General features: G+C 59.0%; 16 protein-coding genes. 5 read left to right on the top strand and 11 right to left on the bottom strand.

What is annotated here, in order from left to right:
- The first annotated feature begins 19 nt into the window (after positions 1-19).
- The 3 genes from trpB to CKW26_RS17505 all read left to right on the top strand — a co-directional run bounded on the left by trpB (position 20) and on the right by CKW26_RS17505 (position 2642).
- Positions 20-1252 carry a tryptophan synthase subunit beta gene (trpB, locus tag CKW26_RS17515; RefSeq protein ID WP_095049514.1) on the top strand — a complete coding sequence of 411 codons (1233 nt, stop codon included), beginning with the start codon at positions 20-22 and terminating at the stop codon, positions 1250-1252.
- Positions 1252-2064, top strand: a complete 813-nt coding sequence (trpA, locus tag CKW26_RS17510) for a tryptophan synthase subunit alpha (protein ID WP_095049513.1) — start codon at positions 1252-1254, stop codon at positions 2062-2064. The genes trpB and trpA overlap by 1 nt, the downstream gene beginning before the upstream one ends.
- Before the next feature lie 122 nt (positions 2065-2186).
- Positions 2187-2642: an anti-virulence regulator CigR family protein gene (locus CKW26_RS17505; protein ID WP_095049512.1), complete on the top strand. Its 456-nt coding sequence runs from the start codon at positions 2187-2189 to the stop codon at positions 2640-2642.
- A 47-nt stretch (positions 2643-2689) separates the two neighbouring features.
- Here the strand turns inward: CKW26_RS17505 and CKW26_RS17500 are convergent, their stop codons facing one another.
- The 11 genes from CKW26_RS17500 to CKW26_RS17450 all read right to left on the bottom strand — a co-directional run bounded on the left by CKW26_RS17500 (position 2690) and on the right by CKW26_RS17450 (position 12827).
- Positions 2690-4651 (bottom strand): DUF4105 domain-containing protein, encoded by a 1962-nt coding sequence (locus tag CKW26_RS17500; protein WP_095049511.1) that lies wholly within the window; start codon positions 4649-4651, stop codon positions 2690-2692.
- Positions 4648-4968: a DUF2388 domain-containing protein gene (locus CKW26_RS17495; RefSeq protein WP_007911662.1), complete on the bottom strand. Its 321-nt coding sequence runs from the start codon at positions 4966-4968 to the stop codon at positions 4648-4650. Before CKW26_RS17495 ends, CKW26_RS17500 begins: the two co-directional genes overlap by 4 nt.
- 43 nt (positions 4969-5011) lie before the next feature.
- Complete coding sequence (locus tag CKW26_RS17490) at positions 5012-5329, bottom strand: DUF2388 domain-containing protein (RefSeq protein WP_093429472.1); 318 nt, start codon at positions 5327-5329, stop codon at positions 5012-5014.
- A gap of 107 nt (positions 5330-5436) precedes the next feature.
- The gene (locus CKW26_RS17485; protein ID WP_007911658.1) at positions 5437-5754 is read right to left on the bottom strand and encodes a DUF2388 domain-containing protein; all 318 of its coding nucleotides are present in this window, start codon (positions 5752-5754) and stop codon (positions 5437-5439) included.
- A gap of 135 nt (positions 5755-5889) precedes the next feature.
- On the bottom strand, positions 5890-6099 hold the full coding sequence (locus CKW26_RS17480) for a DUF1127 domain-containing protein (protein ID WP_095049510.1): 210 nt from the start codon (positions 6097-6099) through the stop codon (positions 5890-5892).
- Between the two features lie 259 nt (positions 6100-6358).
- Positions 6359-6574, bottom strand: a complete 216-nt coding sequence (locus tag CKW26_RS17475; RefSeq protein ID WP_007911656.1) for a DUF1127 domain-containing protein — start codon at positions 6572-6574, stop codon at positions 6359-6361.
- 321 nt (positions 6575-6895) lie between these two features.
- Positions 6896-8389 carry an acetyl-CoA hydrolase/transferase family protein gene (locus CKW26_RS17470; RefSeq protein WP_095049509.1) on the bottom strand — a complete coding sequence of 498 codons (1494 nt, stop codon included), beginning with the start codon at positions 8387-8389 and terminating at the stop codon, positions 6896-6898.
- A gap of 214 nt (positions 8390-8603) precedes the next feature.
- Positions 8604-10037: an NAD(P)(+) transhydrogenase (Re/Si-specific) subunit beta gene (locus tag CKW26_RS17465; protein WP_007911651.1), complete on the bottom strand. Its 1434-nt coding sequence runs from the start codon at positions 10035-10037 to the stop codon at positions 8604-8606.
- Positions 10037-10357, bottom strand: a complete 321-nt coding sequence (locus CKW26_RS17460; RefSeq protein WP_003187417.1) for an NAD(P) transhydrogenase subunit alpha — start codon at positions 10355-10357, stop codon at positions 10037-10039. Before CKW26_RS17460 ends, CKW26_RS17465 begins: the two co-directional genes overlap by 1 nt.
- Positions 10358-10372: 15 nt before the next feature.
- Positions 10373-11494, bottom strand: a complete 1122-nt coding sequence (locus CKW26_RS17455; protein ID WP_093429467.1) for a Re/Si-specific NAD(P)(+) transhydrogenase subunit alpha — start codon at positions 11492-11494, stop codon at positions 10373-10375.
- A 433-nt stretch (positions 11495-11927) separates the two neighbouring features.
- Positions 11928-12827, bottom strand: a complete 900-nt coding sequence (locus CKW26_RS17450) for a LysR family transcriptional regulator (protein ID WP_093429466.1) — start codon at positions 12825-12827, stop codon at positions 11928-11930.
- 157 nt (positions 12828-12984) lie between these two features.
- Between CKW26_RS17450 and CKW26_RS17445 the strand changes: the two genes are divergently transcribed.
- On the top strand, positions 12985-14166 hold the full coding sequence (locus tag CKW26_RS17445; RefSeq protein WP_095049508.1) for an acyl-CoA dehydrogenase: 1182 nt from the start codon (positions 12985-12987) through the stop codon (positions 14164-14166).
- Positions 14167-14179: 13 nt separating this feature from the next.
- Complete coding sequence (locus CKW26_RS17440; RefSeq protein ID WP_095049507.1) at positions 14180-15400, top strand: CaiB/BaiF CoA-transferase family protein; 1221 nt, start codon at positions 14180-14182, stop codon at positions 15398-15400.
- Positions 15401-15767 lie beyond the last annotated feature (367 nt).

The raw sequence follows: 15767 nt of genomic DNA, 5'->3' as shown, positions 1-15767 counted from the left end.
AATTCACCTGGAGCGACTCATGACCCAGACTTCGAACACCTCTGATCTGCGTAACGGCCCTGACGCCAACGGCCTGTTCGGCTCGTTCGGTGGCCGCTACGTGGCGGAAACCCTGATGCCGTTGATCCTCGATCTGGCCCGCGAATACGAAGCGGCCAAGGAAGATCCGGCGTTCAAAGAAGAATTGGCCTACTTCCAGCGTGATTACGTCGGCCGTCCGAGTCCGCTGTATTTCGCTGAACGCCTGACCGAGTTCTGCGGCGGCGCAAAGATTTATCTCAAGCGCGAAGAGCTGAACCACACCGGCGCGCACAAGATTAACAACTGCATCGGCCAGATCCTGCTGGCACGGCGCATGGGCAAGAAACGCATCATCGCCGAGACCGGCGCCGGCATGCACGGCGTGGCCACTGCCACCGTCGCCGCACGTTTCGGTCTGGACTGCGTGATCTACATGGGCACCACTGACATCGAACGTCAGCAGGCCAACGTGTTCCGCATGAAGTTGCTGGGCGCTGAAGTGATCCCGGTGGTGGCTGGCACCGGCACCCTGAAAGATGCGATGAATGAAGCCCTGCGTGACTGGGTGACCAACGTCGACAACACCTTTTACCTGATCGGCACCGTGGCCGGCCCACATCCATACCCAGCGATGGTTCGCGACTTCCAGGCCGTGATCGGCAAGGAAACCCGCGATCAGTTGCAGGCTCAGGAAGGTCGCCTGCCGGACAGCCTGGTGGCGTGCATCGGTGGCGGGTCTAACGCCATGGGCCTGTTCCACCCGTTCCTTGATGACAAGAGCGTCGAGATCATCGGCGTTGAAGCCGCGGGTTACGGCATCGAAACCGGCAAGCATGCAGCGAGCCTGAATGGCGGCGTTCCGGGTGTGCTGCACGGCAACCGTACCTTCCTGCTGCAGGACGACGATGGCCAGATCATCGACGCCCACTCGATATCCGCTGGCCTCGATTACCCAGGCATCGGCCCTGAACACGCTTGGTTGCATGACATCGGCCGCGTTCAATACACCTCGGTGACTGACGACGAAGCGCTGGATGCGTTCCACAAATGCTGCCGCCTGGAGGGGATCATTCCTGCCCTGGAAAGCGCCCACGCCCTGGCTGAAGTGTTCAAACGTGCACCGAAGCTACCGAAGGATCACCTGATGGTGGTCAACCTGTCGGGCCGTGGCGACAAAGACATGCAGACCGTCATGCACCATATGGAACAGTCGAAGCAGGAGAAACACTGATGAGCCGCCTGCAAACCCGTTTTGCCGATCTCAAAGAACAGAACCGCGCCGCGCTGGTGACCTTCGTCACCGCCGGCGATCCGGACTACGACACCTCGCTGGCGATCCTCAAAGGCTTGCCGGGCGCCGGCGCCGACGTGATCGAGTTGGGCATGCCGTTCACCGACCCGATGGCCGACGGCCCGGCGATTCAACTGGCGAACATCCGTGCCTTGGGCGCCAAACAGAACCTGGCGAAAACCCTGCAAATGGTTCGCGAGTTCCGTGAAGGCAACAGCGATACGCCGCTGGTGCTGATGGGCTACTTCAACCCGATCCATATGTATGGCGTTGAGCGCTTCATCGCCGATGCGAAAGAGGCCGGCGTCGATGGTCTGATCGTGGTCGACATGCCGCCTGAGCATAACGCCGAGCTGTGCGACCCGGCGCAGGCTGCGGGTCTGGACTTCATCCGCCTGACCACGCCGACCACTGACGACGCGCGTCTGCCGAAGGTGCTCAACGGCAGTTCCGGTTTCGTTTACTACGTGTCGGTCGCCGGTGTGACCGGTGCTGGCGCCGCAACGCTGGAACACGTTGAAGAGGCGCTGACCCGTCTGCGTCGTCATACCGATCTGCCGATCAGCATCGGTTTCGGCATCCGTACGCCGGAGCAGGCAGCGTCAATCGCGCGTCTGGCCGACGGTGTGGTGGTGGGTTCGGCATTGATCGATCACATCGCCAACGCGACCACACCCGACCAGGCCATCGACGGCGTGCTGAGCCTGTGCTCGGCTCTCTCCGAAGGCGTGCGTAAGGCCCGCGTCAGCTAAAGGTAAAGTTCCTGATACAGAGGAATTAGCACCTCGCGGCACAGACTAATCCAGCAAGACCGAGGGATTCAGAACCAGGTTCTGAGTCCCTTTTTGCTGTTTGTGCCGTGAGGAAAGACCCGATGAAAATGCCGAAACGTCTGATGGCCGGACTGGGCGTGCTGATGATCAGCGCGACACCGCTGCTGGCCAGCGCCGATCCGCGCGACGATCATGATCACGGCGGCCCGCAACAGGGCCAGCACGATAACCGCGGCGATAATCACGGTGACGACCACCGTGGCCCACAGAACGACCACCGTGGTGGCCCGCCCCCGCGCGATTTTGGCCCGGTGCGCCGAACCATTCGTGACAATCATGGCTACTTTGTACGCGGTGCGCCGCCGCCTCCGGGGATCCATCTGGAGCGTGGCCGGCCGTTGCCGCACGGCTATTACGGCGAGCGTCTGGATAATCGGGCGTTAGGTCGTCTGCCGGTGTACCCGGGTTACGAATGGCGCCGGGCGGGGGGTGATATCGTGCTGATCGCGGTGGGCACCGGGATCGTCTACGAAATTCTCGATGGCGTTTTGTATTGATCTGCAGGCAATAAAAAAGATCGCAGCCAAGGGCTGCGATCTTTTTTTCAGGGCAATTCCAGTCCGCCCGAGGCCTTGTGCAATTTTCGTAAATGCGCGCCGATCTGCTTCACGTTCTCCTCACTGGCCGCAATTTCCGCAGCCCGCTTGGGCTCCAGTAACTTACGCACTTCTGCATCCAGATCTCCGGACAGTGCCAGCAGCTTCTTCTGCCGCTGACTGCTCTCCGCTTCGAGTCGACTGAACTCGGTCGGCTGGGGCAGTCCGTAACCCTTGGAATCGAGCAATTCCGCCGGACGACTGAGGAACCCGCTGTTGGCGAGAATTTCCTGCAAGGTCGCGTTGGCTTTATCCATCCCGCCGTTTTCCAGTTCCCGCGCGCCGAGGTAACGCTGCTTCACCTCATCCTGCGCCAGCAGCAATTGGCGGCGATAGCTGGCTTGCTCCAGCAACAGCAGCGCGGCGCTGGTACGCAAGTCGGCGCGTTCGAACCACTCGCGGCGTTCTTCGGCTGTCAGTGAAAGCCATTCCTCAACGGTATTCTGCTTGATCGGCAATTGCTTCTTCAGCACATCGAACATCGCCTGATAGCGATCGCGGAACGAGTCGAAGCGGTAACCCAGGCGCAGGGCTTCTTTCGGATCATCCAGCACACTGGTGTCCGCCAGACCACGGCCCTTCATCACTTCCAGCAAACCGTTGGGCATGATGCTGTCCAGACCCACGAACTGGTTGTTGTTACTGCCGCTGCGCAACAGCTTCAGACCTTCCACCGCGCAGTTGTTGGAGAGGAAGAAGTAGTTGCCGTCGTAGCTCCAATGCATTTCGGCCGCGTGCTCGACCACGCCTTCGATCTCGTCCCGTGACAGGTTCAGCGGCACGGAAGCAAGGCTGCGCAATTCGGTCTTGGTGTATTCGTCGATGACCTGCGCGAGCGGCAGCACGAACAATCGCGATGGGTATTTGCCGACCAGTCCGTCCCAGCTCGACAGCTGCACATCGCCGACAAAGGCGCGGTAGGACAGCACCAGATGCTGATCCAGATCGAGCCGGCAATCCGGCCCAAGCGGGCGGCCCGGCGCGCAAATCACCAGACGCAACATGCTGTGGCCCCAGCGGCTGACCCAGTTCTGATTGGCTTCGGCCAACAGGTAATCGACGGCGTAAACCCGTTCCGGATCAACTTGCCCCAAGGGTTGCTTGGCGAAGTCGTTACCGGCATTCAAAAAGGAGAAGGTCTTGCTGCAGGTGTCCTTGGCCGGCGGTGCCCAGCCGAAGTGCTCCTGGTAATAGCGATACAGCGCCGGGCGACGGCAGGCATAGCTCGGGTCGAGGAGGAAATACTCCATGTTGACCGCGACAAACTCCTTCGGGCTGGAGATTTCGTACAGGTCCGGGCTGCGGGCGATCTGGCGGTTGTGCTGTTCACGCTCACCCCGACGACCGACGTATTGCTGCCAACCGGCGAGATCGAGCAGGCGCGGGTCATCACTGAGGGTGAAACGCCGGCCGTTCTGCCCGCGACACTCATCGGGAATGCCGATCAGCCCGGCGCTGTTGAAGCGGCGGGTGCAGCGCTGGATTCGCGTGCGCTCGGCGTCCGGCCACAAGCGCGCGCGATCGTAAATGTGGGTAATTTCGTGCAGCACCGTGGCGAGCAGTTCCTGACGCACAGTGCCGTGGGGGCGATTGGTTTTTTCTTTGGCGGCGCTGCCGTCAGTCAGGCTGGCGAGCAGTTTGCGATTCAGGTCGAGTTCGGCGACCAGCGTGGCTTGGCCATAGGCGTTGCTCGGCATGTCGTCGGTCCAGCCGACATCGATGCGCCGATCCAGCCGCTCGATAAAGCTCGGCGGCAGCTTTTGCATCGCCTCATCGATCAGCGCCTGGCTGGCCTGTTGTTGGGCAGGGCTCAGACCGTCGGTCTTGAGCCGCAATTGCAGGCCGGCGTGGGCGCTGTTGCCAAGCAGCAACAACGCCCCGACCAGCAGCCAGGTGCCGAGTGACTTCACAGTGCGAGGATGGCTTCGGCGAGAACCTGATCGCTGGCGTCGCGCGCTTCCGGCACACGGGTGCGCAGGGTGTTGAGCGCGGCTTCCAGATGCGCGCCACGGATATCACCGTTAGTGGCGACGAAACTGGCGGCATCATCGTGTGCTTCGCGGATGATTTTCGAATCGCGGATCGACGTGGTGGTGTCGGAAGTGAAATCGATAGTGCGCTGGGAGGCACGAACGATGATGTTACTGGTGGCTACCAGGGTGTGCGCCTGGGCCACGTCGGCCAACAAAAACAGGCCAAGGGCGGCAGCAATCAGCGGGCTACGCATGGAACGACTCCGGAAGGGCAAGGATAACAGGGGTACAGGATAACTATTGGACGAGAATTGCCTCTGCCAGTTCAAGGTCGCTGACATGAAGTTTCGGCCGGGTTTTGCGCAGGTAATGCAGCGCGGATTCCAGTCGAGCACCTCGCCATTCACCGTCACTGGCAACAAAAGCTGCGGCATCATCGTGGGCCGCGAGCAGCAGTTTACGGTCGAACGGTGCGGAAGACACCATGCTGGTGGCGTAACCACTGACGACGGTGCCTTGCGTCGACGCATTGAAAGCATCAAAGGCATCGACCGATGTCGCCCAGCAGGCGGTGAACAATACGGAGGGAATCAGTAGATTTGGAAGAAAGCGCATCGGACTCGGTAATTTTTGGTGAGCCCAAAGGCTAGCGCAATGCCCGGGCCAGAGCCAGCGCCGAAACATCGGGACACGCCTGGCGTGTCCCGCATGGCTGCGATCGTTTAGATCGTCAGAATAGCTTGAGCCAGTTGTGCGTCAGTGGCTTGCAGCTGTGGCGCCTGGTGACGGATGTGATCCAGCGCGCTTTCCAGTTTCACCCCACGGATTTCACCTTCGCTGGCGACGAAGCTGGCGGCATCGTCACGGGCGGCGAGCACGATCTTGTCGTCACGGAAGGAGGAGGTTACGTCGGAAGTCGCGTCGGACGAGGACTTCAGTGCACCGACAACGGCGTCGGTGGTGACGATGAAACTGGTGGCGCTGGCGTTGGCAGCCACGGCCAACAGGGCGGCAGCGCTGAGCAGACGAAGACGGGACATGGTGTAACTCCTATGGATAAACCGTATTGAGAGGTGGCTCGGTATCTGAGGAGTCAGACGCCAGTGACACAACATTCGCCACGTTCTGTGTGGATATTAGGCCTGCTTTGCGGGATTCGCACAGTGGGCAGAATGCTAGCGCCAGAAGGGTTTATCCAGTTCATGCAGGCGATCGGCGTGGCTGAGGCCAAGATCGGCGAGGTCACGGCCATCCAGTTGAGCCAGCAGTTGCCGCGTTTTGGCGCGTGCCAGGCTGTCCCGAAGTCCGAGAAACAGGCGACGCAGAGCGTTTGGGCGAGGGTAGGGTTGGCTGAAGCTTTCTGAAACATCCTGTAAGTCATTCATGACGTATTCCTTATTGCCGGTGAAGGCGGAAGGTCATGTTGAGCCTGCGACAGAGGAATAGGCAGATACAGAAGAGGCAAATTGTACTGGTTCAGGTAGAGATTCTAATAAACTGTACCTGCCGGTGATAAAGCCAGCTGTATAGAGACTTAAAACCCCCCAAAAACGACGAAACCCGTCGTGGTTTCCCACGACGGGTTTCGTTTGTTCAATTCGGGTTGCTGGCGGTGGGTCTAACGACCAGAGCCAGCGACGCTACTTAGCGCCAGAACGGCTTGCTCAGCTCTTCGTAGCGTTGTGCTTCGCTGATACCGGCGTCAGCCAGCAAACGCGAATCCAGGCGAGCCAGTTGATGGCGGCTGGAGATGCGGCGCTGCCACAACATCAGGTTGGCGATAACGCGCAGAGGCAGGGAAGCCTGGGTGTTTACAGCTTTGTCTTCGAAGAACAGTTCGGAACTGAGTGTACGTTCCATGGTTGACATCCTTCCGCTTGTGGCGGGATCAGGTAGTGGTTTGACTGGTGCCCATGATCCTCTCGTTTGCCAAGTCTCTCTAGATACAGTTCAACTGTATTGTGAGTGACCAGTTAACTGTTTATGGGGGGTGTACGGGTCAAAAACGAGCAAACTGTACCTGTCCGCACTTAAGTGGTGCGTTTTTGCTCGATTCGAGGAAAAAGGTAGGCAAAAGCTGTAGGAAAAGACCAGTACAGCAGTACAGTTTTTGTCGGCTTTGAGGATTGCAACAATCCGCTGACGCAAACTGTGTTTGCGCCAACGGTTTATCTGTGTGAATTACACCGCAAGCATGCGCCCGGTTTCTTCCAGGTTCACATGCCAGCTCAACGCTTCACGCAGAATGTGTGGGGTATGGCCACCAATTGCACAGGCCTTCGTGAAGTAATCATCCAGCGCTTGACGGAAGTCCGGGTGCACACAGTTATCGATGATCACCCGCGCCCGTTCCCGTGGCGCCAGGCCGCGCAAGTCAGCCAGCCCAACTTCGGTCACCAGAATGTCGACATCGTGCTCGGTGTGGTCAACGTGGCTGACCATCGGCACCACGCTGGAAATCGCGCCGCCCTTGGCGATCGACTTGGTCACGAACACCGCCAGATGCGCGTTACGCGCGAAGTCGCCGGAACCGCCGATGCCGTTCATCATCCGCGTGCCGCAAACGTGGGTGGAGTTGACGTTGCCGTAGATGTCGAACTCCAGCGCCGTGTTGATCCCGATGATGCCTAGGCGGCGCACCACTTCCGGGTGGTTGGAGATTTCCTGCGGACGCAGCACCAGTTTTTCCTTGTACTTCTCCAGATTGCCGAACACGTCGCTGTTGCGGCGTTCCGACAGGGTGATCGAGCTGCCCGACGCAAAGCTCAGCTTGCCGGCGTCGATCAGATCGAAGGTCGAATCCTGCAGCACTTCGGAGTACATCGTCAGGTCTTCAAACGGCGAATCGATCAGACCGCACATCACCGCGTTGGCAATGTTGCCGATCCCCGCCTGCAACGGGCCGAGCTTGTTGGTCATGCGCCCGGCGTCGACTTCCTGCTTGAAGAAGGTGATCAGGTGATCGGCAATGGCGTTGGTGTCGACGTCCGGCGACGACACGGTAGACGGCGAATCGGCCTGCTGAGTGATGACGATGGCGACAATCTTCTCCGGCGGAATCGGAATCGCGGTGCTGCCGATGCGATCATCGACTTTTACCAGCGGGATCGGCGTGCGCGTCGGGCGGTAAGTCGGGATATAGATGTCATGCAGGCCTTCGAGGTTGGCGTTGTGCGCCATATTGATTTCGACGATTACCTGTTTGGCGAAAATCGCGAAGCTCGCCGAGTTGCCCACCGAGGTGGTCGGCACGATGTGGCCTTGCTCGGTGATGGCCACGGCTTCGATGACCGCGATGTCCGGCAGCTTCAGTTGTTGGTTGCGCAGTTGCTCGACGGTTTCCGACAGATGCTGGTCGATAAACATAACCTGGCCGGCATTGATCGCCTTGCGCAGGGTGCTGTCGACCTGGAACGGCATGCGACGCGACAGCACGCCGGCTTCGGTCAGTTGCTTGTCGAGGTCGTTGCCCAGGCTGGCGCCGGTCATCAGGCTGATCTTCAGCGGCGTGACCTTGGCCCGCTCGGCCAGTGCGTGAGGGACTGCTTTGGCTTCGCCGGCGCGGGTGAAACCGCTCATGCCGACGGTCATGCCGTCCTCAATCAAAGCGGCTGCGTCGGCGGCGCTCATCACTTTATCCAACAACGAAGGCAGGCGAATACGGTCACGGTACATGGATTATTATCTCGGGAAGCGAGTAGCAGGATGCGCAGTCTAGTGAATTTGACGAGCGCCTGTCCCGCTACCAAGGTCGCAAACGAGGCGTCTATTTAGCGGTTTTGAAGTAAAACACCGTTACCGGATCTGCAACAACGCGGCAAATTGTCCGACTGTTTGCGCAAACAAAAACGCCCCGACAAGTCGGGGCGTTCGCTATTGCAGCGGGGAATTATTCGACCGCTTTGACCATGTCTTCGATGACTTTCTTCGCGTCGCCGAACACCATCATGGTTTTGTCCAGGTAGAACAATTCGTTGTCCAGACCGGCATAGCCGCTGGCCATCGAGCGCTTGTTGACGATGATGGTCTTGGCTTTGAACGCTTCGAGAATCGGCATGCCGGCAATCGGCGATTTGGGATCGTTCTTTGCGGCCGGGTTGACCACATCGTTCGCGCCGAGCACCAGCACCACGTCGGCCTGACCGAACTCGGAGTTGATGTCCTCCATCTCAAACACCTGGTCGTAAGGCACTTCGGCCTCGGCGAGCAGAACGTTCATGTGCCCCGGCATACGGCCCGCCACGGGGTGGATCGCGTACTTCACAGTCACGCCACGGTGGGTCAGCTTCTCGGTCAGCTCTTTCAGCGCATGTTGCGCACGTGCCACTGCCAGACCGTAGCCCGGGACGATGATCACGGTGTCGGCGTTGGTCAGCAGGAAGGTCGCGTCGTCAGCCGAACCGGATTTCACCGGACGTGCTTCTTTCGCACCGGCAGGACCTGCGTCTGCCGTGTTGCCGAAGCCGCCGAGCAGTACATTAAAGAAGGAACGGTTCATCGCTTTGCACATGATGTACGAGAGGATCGCGCCGCTCGAACCCACCAGCGAACCGGCGATGATCAGCATCGAGTTGTTCAGCGAGAAGCCAATTCCCGCCGCCGCCCAGCCCGAGTAGCTGTTGAGCATCGACACCACGACCGGCATGTCGGCGCCGCCAATCGGGATGATGATCAGCACGCCCATCACGAAGGCCAGCGCCAGCATCAGCGCGAACGCGGTGAGGTTGCCGGTGAACATGAAGGTCAGACCGAGTGCCAGTGTTGCCAGACCCAGCACGGCATTGAGCTTGTGCTGACCAGCGAACTGTACCGGGGCGCCCTGGAACAGACGGAACTTGTACTTGCCCGACAGCTTGCCGAACGCAATCACCGAACCGGAGAAGGTGATCGCACCGATCGCAGCGCCGAGGAACAGCTCCAGACGGTTGCCCGCCGGAATCGAGTCGCCCAGTTGCTTGACGATGCCCAGCGATTGCGGCTCCACCACAGCGGCGATGGCAATGAACACTGCCGCAAGGCCGATCATGCTGTGCATGAAGGCGACCAATTCCGGCATCTTGGTCATTTCAACGCGCTTGGCCATGATCGAACCGGCGGTGCCGCCGACCAGCAGGCCAACGATCACGTAACCGATACCGGCCGTGGCCAGCTCAGCGCCCAACTTATAGATAAGGCCGACGGTGGTCAGGATGGCCAACGCCATGCCGAGCATGCCGAACAGGTTGCCGCGCCGCGAGGTAGTCGGGTGCGACAAGCCTTTGAGGGCCTGGATAAAGCAGATCGACGCGATCAGATAGAGCGTCGTGACGAGATTCATGCTCATTACTTCGGCGCCTCTTCTTTTACTTTCGGGGCTTTCTTCTTGAACATCTCAAGCATGCGGCGGGTGACCAGGAAGCCACCGAACACGTTGACCGCAGCCAGTGCCACGGCGAGGGTGCCCATGGTTTTGCCCAGCGGCGTAACGGTCAGTGCGGCCGCGAGCATGGCGCCGACGATCACGATCGCCGAGATGGCGTTGGTTACTGCCATCAAAGGCGTGTGCAGCGCAGGTGTAACGTTCCAGACCACGTGGTAACCGACATAAATCGCCAGCACGAAGATGATCAGGTTGTAGATACCGGGGGAGATAAGCTCTTCCATCGTCTGAATCCCTGCTTAGGCGTTTTTGCGGATGACTTGGCCGTCGCGGCACATCAGGCACGCGGCGACGATGTCGTCTTCGAGGTTGACGTCGAACTGGCCTTCTTTGGTGAATACCAGCTTGAGGAAGTCCAGCAGGTTGCGCGCGTAAAGTGCCGAGGCGTCTGCTGCGACTTCACCGGCCAGATTGGTTGGGCCGCAAATGGTCACGCCATTTTCGACCACGACCTGATCGGCCACGGTCAACGGGCAGTTGCCGCCCTGAGCCGCCGCGAGATCGATGACCACCGAACCCGGTTTCATCTGCGCCACGGTTTCCGCGCTCAATAGCGTCGGTGCCTTGCGGCCCGGAATCAGCGCGGTGGTGATGACGATGTCAGCCTGCTTGGCGCGTTCGTGCACAGCCTGGGCCTGACGCTGCATCCAGCTCGCCGGCATTGGTCGCGCGTAACCGCCGACACCGACGGCGCATTCACGCTCTTCATCGGTCTCGTACGGCACGTCGACGAATTTGGCACCGAGGGATTCAATTTGCTCTTTTACCGCCGGACGCACGTCAGAAGCTTCGATCACCGCACCCAGACGTTTCGCCGTGGCGATCGCCTGCAACCCGGCCACACCGGCACCAAGAATCAGCACGCGCGCCGCTTTCACGGTGCCCGCAGCGGTCATCAGCATCGGCATGAAGCGAGGATAGTAGTGAGCGGCCAACAACACAGCCTTATAGCCGGCAATGTTCGCCTGCGACGACAACACATCGAGACTCTGCGCGCGTGAGGTGCGCGGCGCCGCTTCGAGGGCGAACGCGGTAATGCCGCACTCGGCCATCTTCGCGATGGTTTCGTTGTTGAACGGGTTGAGCATGCCCACCAGCACCGTACCGCGCTTGATCAGCGTCAGTTCGGCGTCGCTTGGGGCGACCACTTTGAGAATCAGCTCGGCGCCAAACGCGTCATTGGCACTGCCAATGGTTGCGCCTGCCGCTTCATAGGCACTGTCAACAACGCTGGCTTTAACGCCGGCGCCGGTTTGCACAGTGACCTTATGACCTTGGCTGATCAGCTTTTTTATGGTTTCCGGGGTTGCAGCAACCCGTGTTTCACCGGTCTGGGTTTCGAGAGGAACACCAATGTGCACGTCAAATCTCCTGCGTGATCTTATTGAGTAAACCCATGCACTACGGATGGTGCGACTGGGGCGGCCGATCAGCACGATCCCGCCAAATCAGGGCGGGGCGCGGCATTTTGCAGGCGAACTTTATGCCCTTCAAGGGATTATGACGGGTGACGGAAAATTAACTACAAGTCATCCCGTGACCGAATGTCGCAGTGGCCGGCGCAACCCCTTGCAGGCCGTGCCCTGTAAGGATTCTGGCTGAATATGGAAAAATTTCTCATCGGTGGCGTGAATAGGCAGTAATGAGTCGCCGATGAAGGCTCAAAGCCACGTCGATAGGCGCTTGTGGGACGTCTGTACGACTTTCGGATACAGTCTGTTGAATTGCGACAAATACTTATATCTGTAGGGCTTTTGTTTTCCTGACTACGGGGTTAGGTAACGTTGTAAGCCTTTACCCTTCTAGGCTGTAGCTCTGTGCCTGAGTTACCAGCCAGTCACGAAATGCCTTTAATGACGCTGATTCGACCTTTCGCTCAGGAATCATCAGGTAGTAGGCCTTGATGCTGGAAAGCGCCTGCGGGTTTGCAATCACCAAGCGTTTCTCGGCCAGCTCGCGCTGAATCAGGAACGGTGGAATCAGCGCAATGCCCATGTCGTGCATGGCCGCTTGGGCGAGCATGGAGAATAGCTCGTAGCGCGGGCCTGTCATGTCGCGGGGGATATTCAGCTGTTGCGAGTTGAACCACTGGCGCCAGGCGTAAGGTCGGGTGGTCTGCTGCAGCAGCGGCAGTTCGGCGATGGCTGCGGCTGTCAGAAGCGTCTTGTTGCCGAGTAGGGCGGGGCTGCACACCGGCATCGGATTCTCGCCCATCAGCCTGTGGGATTCGGTACCGGACCAATCGGCATCACCGAAGTAGATCGCTGCATCGAATTCGGTATCGGCAAACAGAAAGGGCCGGGTGCGGTTGGTCAGGTTGACCGTGACTTCCGGATGCTTGAGCTGGAAATCTTTCAGACGTGGCAGCAGCCATTGCGTGCCGAAGGTCGGCACCACCGCCAGTTCAATTACGTTGGTGCCTTGCTGGCCCATCACTGACAGCGTGTCGCGTTCGACTGCATCCAGTTGCGTCGCGACTCGGCGGCTGTAGGAAAGCCCCGCCTCGGTCAGCTTCACTCCGCGTCGCGAGCGTCGGAACAGTTCCACACTGAGGAACTCCTCAAGGCTGGCTATTTGTCGGCAAATGGCGCCTTGAGTCAGGGAAAGTTCTTCGGCAGCGCGGGTAAAGCTCTCGTGGCGCGCGGCAGCTTCGAAACTGATCAGGGCGGTGGTGCTGGGGATCTTCCTGCGCATGTACGTCAACCTCACTAATGCGCCGCATAAAAGGCATTTCGCGACGTTTCGGAGTGAGAAATTAGCACAACAGAATGCGAAATCCTCGTTTGCCGCGACGGCGAACCGCGCCTAGGATCAATGCCACGTTAATTCACCGATTTGCGAGGACAGACTCATGGGCGGTAAAGCTAGCTTCAACTGGATCGATCCCCTGCTGCTGGATCAACAGCTCACTGAAGAAGAGCGCATGATCCGCGACACCGCCGAGCAGTTCGCTCAGCAGAAGCTCGCGCCACGCGTTCTTGAAGCCTTCCGTCATGAGAAAACCGACCCGGCGATCTTCCGCGAGATGGGCGAAGTCGGTCTGTTGGGCGCGACCATCCCTGAACAGTACGGCGGCAGCGGCCTGAACTATGTCAGCTACGGTCTGATTGCCCGTGAAGTCGAGCGTGTCGACTCCGGCTACCGCTCGATGATGAGCGTACAGTCGTCGCTGGTGATGGTGCCGATCAACGAATTCGGCACCGAAGCGCAAAAGCAGAAGTACCTGCCGAAGCTGGCTTCCGGCGAATGGATCGGCTGCTTCGGTCTGACCGAACCCAACCACGGTTCCGACCCGGGCGCGATGATCACTCGTGCACGTAAGGTCGACGGCGGCTACAGCCTGACCGGCGCGAAAATGTGGATCACCAACAGCCCGATCGCCGATGTGTTCGTGGTCTGGGCCAAAGACGACGCCGGTGACATTCGTGGCTTCGTCCTGGAAAAAGGCTGGAAAGGCCTGAGCGCTCCGGCGATTCACGGCAAGGTCGGCCTGCGTGCGTCGATCACTGGTGAAATCGTTATGGATAACGTGTTTGTACCGGAAGAGAACATCTTCCCGGACGTGCGTGGCCTGAAAGGTCCGTTTACCTGCCTCAACTCCGCGCGTTATGGCATCTCTTGGGGCGCACTGGGCGCTGCCGAGTTCTGCTGGCACACCGCTCGCCAATACACCCTCGATCGTCAGCAGTTCGGTCGCCCATTGGCTGCCACTCAGTTGATCCAGAAAAAACTGGCAGACATGCAGACCGAAATCACCTTGGCCCTGCAAGGCTGCCTGCGGTTGGGGCGTATGAAAGATGAAGGCACTGCTGCGGTCGAGATCACTTCGATCATGAAGCGCAACTCGTGCGGCAAGTCCCTGGATATCGCCCGTATGGCTCGCGACATGTTGGGTGGTAACGGCATCTCCGACGAATTCGGCGTGGCCCGTCATCTGGTCAACCTGGAAGTGGTGAATACCTATGAAGGGACTCACGACGTTCACGCGCTGATCCTCGGGCGTGCGCAAACCGGTCTGCAGGCGTTCTATTAATAGGAGAGCGACCATGGGCGCGCTGTCGCATCTGCGGGTACTGGATTTATCGCGAGTATTGGCCGGACCGTGGGCCGGGCAGATCCTTGCCGACCTTGGCGCCGAAGTGATCAAGGTCGAGCGCCCGGGCAATGGTGATGATACGCGCGCCTGGGGGCCGCCCTTCCTTAAAGACGCTTATGGCGAGAATACGTCTGAGGCGGCTTATTACCTGTCGGCCAACCGCAACAAGCAATCGGTGACCATCGACTTCACGCGGCCCGAAGGTCAGAAGCTGGTGCGCGAGCTAGCGGCGAAGTCGGACATCCTCATTGAGAATTTCAAGGTCGGTGGTCTGGCGGCGTATGGGCTGGACTACGAATCGCTGAAAGCGATCAATCCGGACCTGATCTATTGCTCGATTACCGGATTCGGCCAGACCGGGCCGTATGCCAAGCGCGCCGGCTATGACTTCATGATTCAGGGGCTGGGTGGGCTGATGAGCCTGACCGGGCGTCCTGAGGGTGATGAGGGTGCCGGTCCGGTGAAAGTTGGTGTGGCGCTGACGGATATTCTCACCGGTCTGTATTCGACGGTAGCCATTCTGGCTGCGCTGGCTCATCGCGATCACGACGGTGGTGGGCAGCACATCGACATGGCATTGCTGGATGTCCAGGTGGCGTGTCTGGCTAACCAGGCGATGAACTACCTGACAACGGGCAACGCACCGAAGCGCTTGGGCAATGCGCATCCGAACATCGTGCCTTATCAGGATTTTCCTACGGCCGATGGTGATTTCATCCTCACCGTGGGTAATGACGGGCAGTTCCGCAAGTTTGCCGAAGTGGCGGGGCAGCCGCAGTGGGCGGATGATCCGCGTTTCGCGACCAATAAGTTGCGGGTGGCGAATCGCGCGGAGCTGATTCCTTTGATTCGTCAGGCAACCGTGTTCAAGACGACTGCCGAGTGGGTTGCTCAGCTGGAGCAGGCGGGCGTGCCGTGCGGGCCAATCAATGATTTGTCGCAAGTGTTTGAGGACCCTCAGGTCAAGGCGCGTGGCTTGGCGATAGAGATGCCGCATGCGTTGGCGGGTTTGGTGCCTCAGGTAGCCAGCCCCATTCGTTTGTCGCAGACGCCGGTTGAGTATCGTCGGGCGCCTCCCTTGTTGGGTGAGCATACGCTGGATGTTTTGCAGCGGGTGCTTGGGATGGGGGCGGGTGCGGTGGCTGATTTGAAAGCCGCTGGAGTGCTGTAGACATTCCTTCTATATAGAAGCGCGGCGTTTACTTCCTATATAGAGAAGCGGTTGACTGTTTTTCAGCCAATCTGCAAGTGATTGAAAGAAAAGTGAAATTAACGGTTGACGGCAGATTCAGGATGTCTATAATTCGCCCCACTTCCGGCGCAGTCGAAAAGGAAAACTCCTTGATATTCAATGAGTTATGTAGGTTTCGGCGGCAGGTTGCTTCAGTTCATCGAAGCCAAAAGGAAGTTGAAAAAGAGGTGTTGACAGCAGCGTGTAACGCTGTAGAATTCGCCTCCCGCTGACGAGAGATCGGAAGCGCAAGTGGTTGAAGTTGTTGAAGAATTCTTCGAAAACTTCTGAAAATAATCACTTGACA

This window comes from Pseudomonas sp. Irchel s3h9 (genome assembly GCF_900187475.1).
Taxonomy (GTDB): Bacteria; Pseudomonadota; Gammaproteobacteria; order Pseudomonadales; family Pseudomonadaceae; genus Aquipseudomonas; species Aquipseudomonas neuropathica.
Note: the sequence above shows the minus strand (reverse complement) of the source record. Positions and strands in the feature narration are given on the sequence as shown.

Bases quoted from the DNA above. Each gene is read 5' to 3' on its own strand.
- CKW26_RS17440 (WP_095049507.1), top strand. From the start codon at position 14,180: ATGGGCGCGCTGTCGCATCTGCGGGTACTGGATTTATCGCGAGTATTG.
- CKW26_RS17475 (WP_007911656.1), bottom strand. From the start codon at position 6,574: ATGGAACGTACACTCAGTTCCGAACTGTTCTTCGAAGACAAAGCTGTA.
- CKW26_RS17505 (WP_095049512.1), top strand. From the start codon at position 2,187: ATGAAAATGCCGAAACGTCTGATGGCCGGACTGGGCGTGCTGATGATC.
- CKW26_RS17495 (WP_007911662.1), bottom strand. From the start codon at position 4,968: ATGCGTAGCCCGCTGATTGCTGCCGCCCTTGGCCTGTTTTTGTTGGCC.
- trpB (WP_095049514.1), top strand. From the start codon at position 20: ATGACCCAGACTTCGAACACCTCTGATCTGCGTAACGGCCCTGACGCC.
- CKW26_RS17490 (WP_093429472.1), bottom strand. From the start codon at position 5,329: ATGCGCTTTCTTCCAAATCTACTGATTCCCTCCGTATTGTTCACCGCC.
- CKW26_RS17465 (WP_007911651.1), bottom strand. From the start codon at position 10,037: ATGAGCATGAATCTCGTCACGACGCTCTATCTGATCGCGTCGATCTGC.
- trpA (WP_095049513.1), top strand. From the start codon at position 1,252: ATGAGCCGCCTGCAAACCCGTTTTGCCGATCTCAAAGAACAGAACCGC.
- CKW26_RS17450 (WP_093429466.1), bottom strand. From the start codon at position 12,827: ATGCGCAGGAAGATCCCCAGCACCACCGCCCTGATCAGTTTCGAAGCT.
- CKW26_RS17470 (WP_095049509.1), bottom strand. From the start codon at position 8,389: ATGTACCGTGACCGTATTCGCCTGCCTTCGTTGTTGGATAAAGTGATG.
- CKW26_RS17480 (WP_095049510.1), bottom strand. From the start codon at position 6,099: ATGAATGACTTACAGGATGTTTCAGAAAGCTTCAGCCAACCCTACCCT.
- CKW26_RS17460 (WP_003187417.1), bottom strand. From the start codon at position 10,357: ATGGAAGAGCTTATCTCCCCCGGTATCTACAACCTGATCATCTTCGTG.
- CKW26_RS17485 (WP_007911658.1), bottom strand. From the start codon at position 5,754: ATGTCCCGTCTTCGTCTGCTCAGCGCTGCCGCCCTGTTGGCCGTGGCT.
- CKW26_RS17445 (WP_095049508.1), top strand. From the start codon at position 12,985: ATGGGCGGTAAAGCTAGCTTCAACTGGATCGATCCCCTGCTGCTGGAT.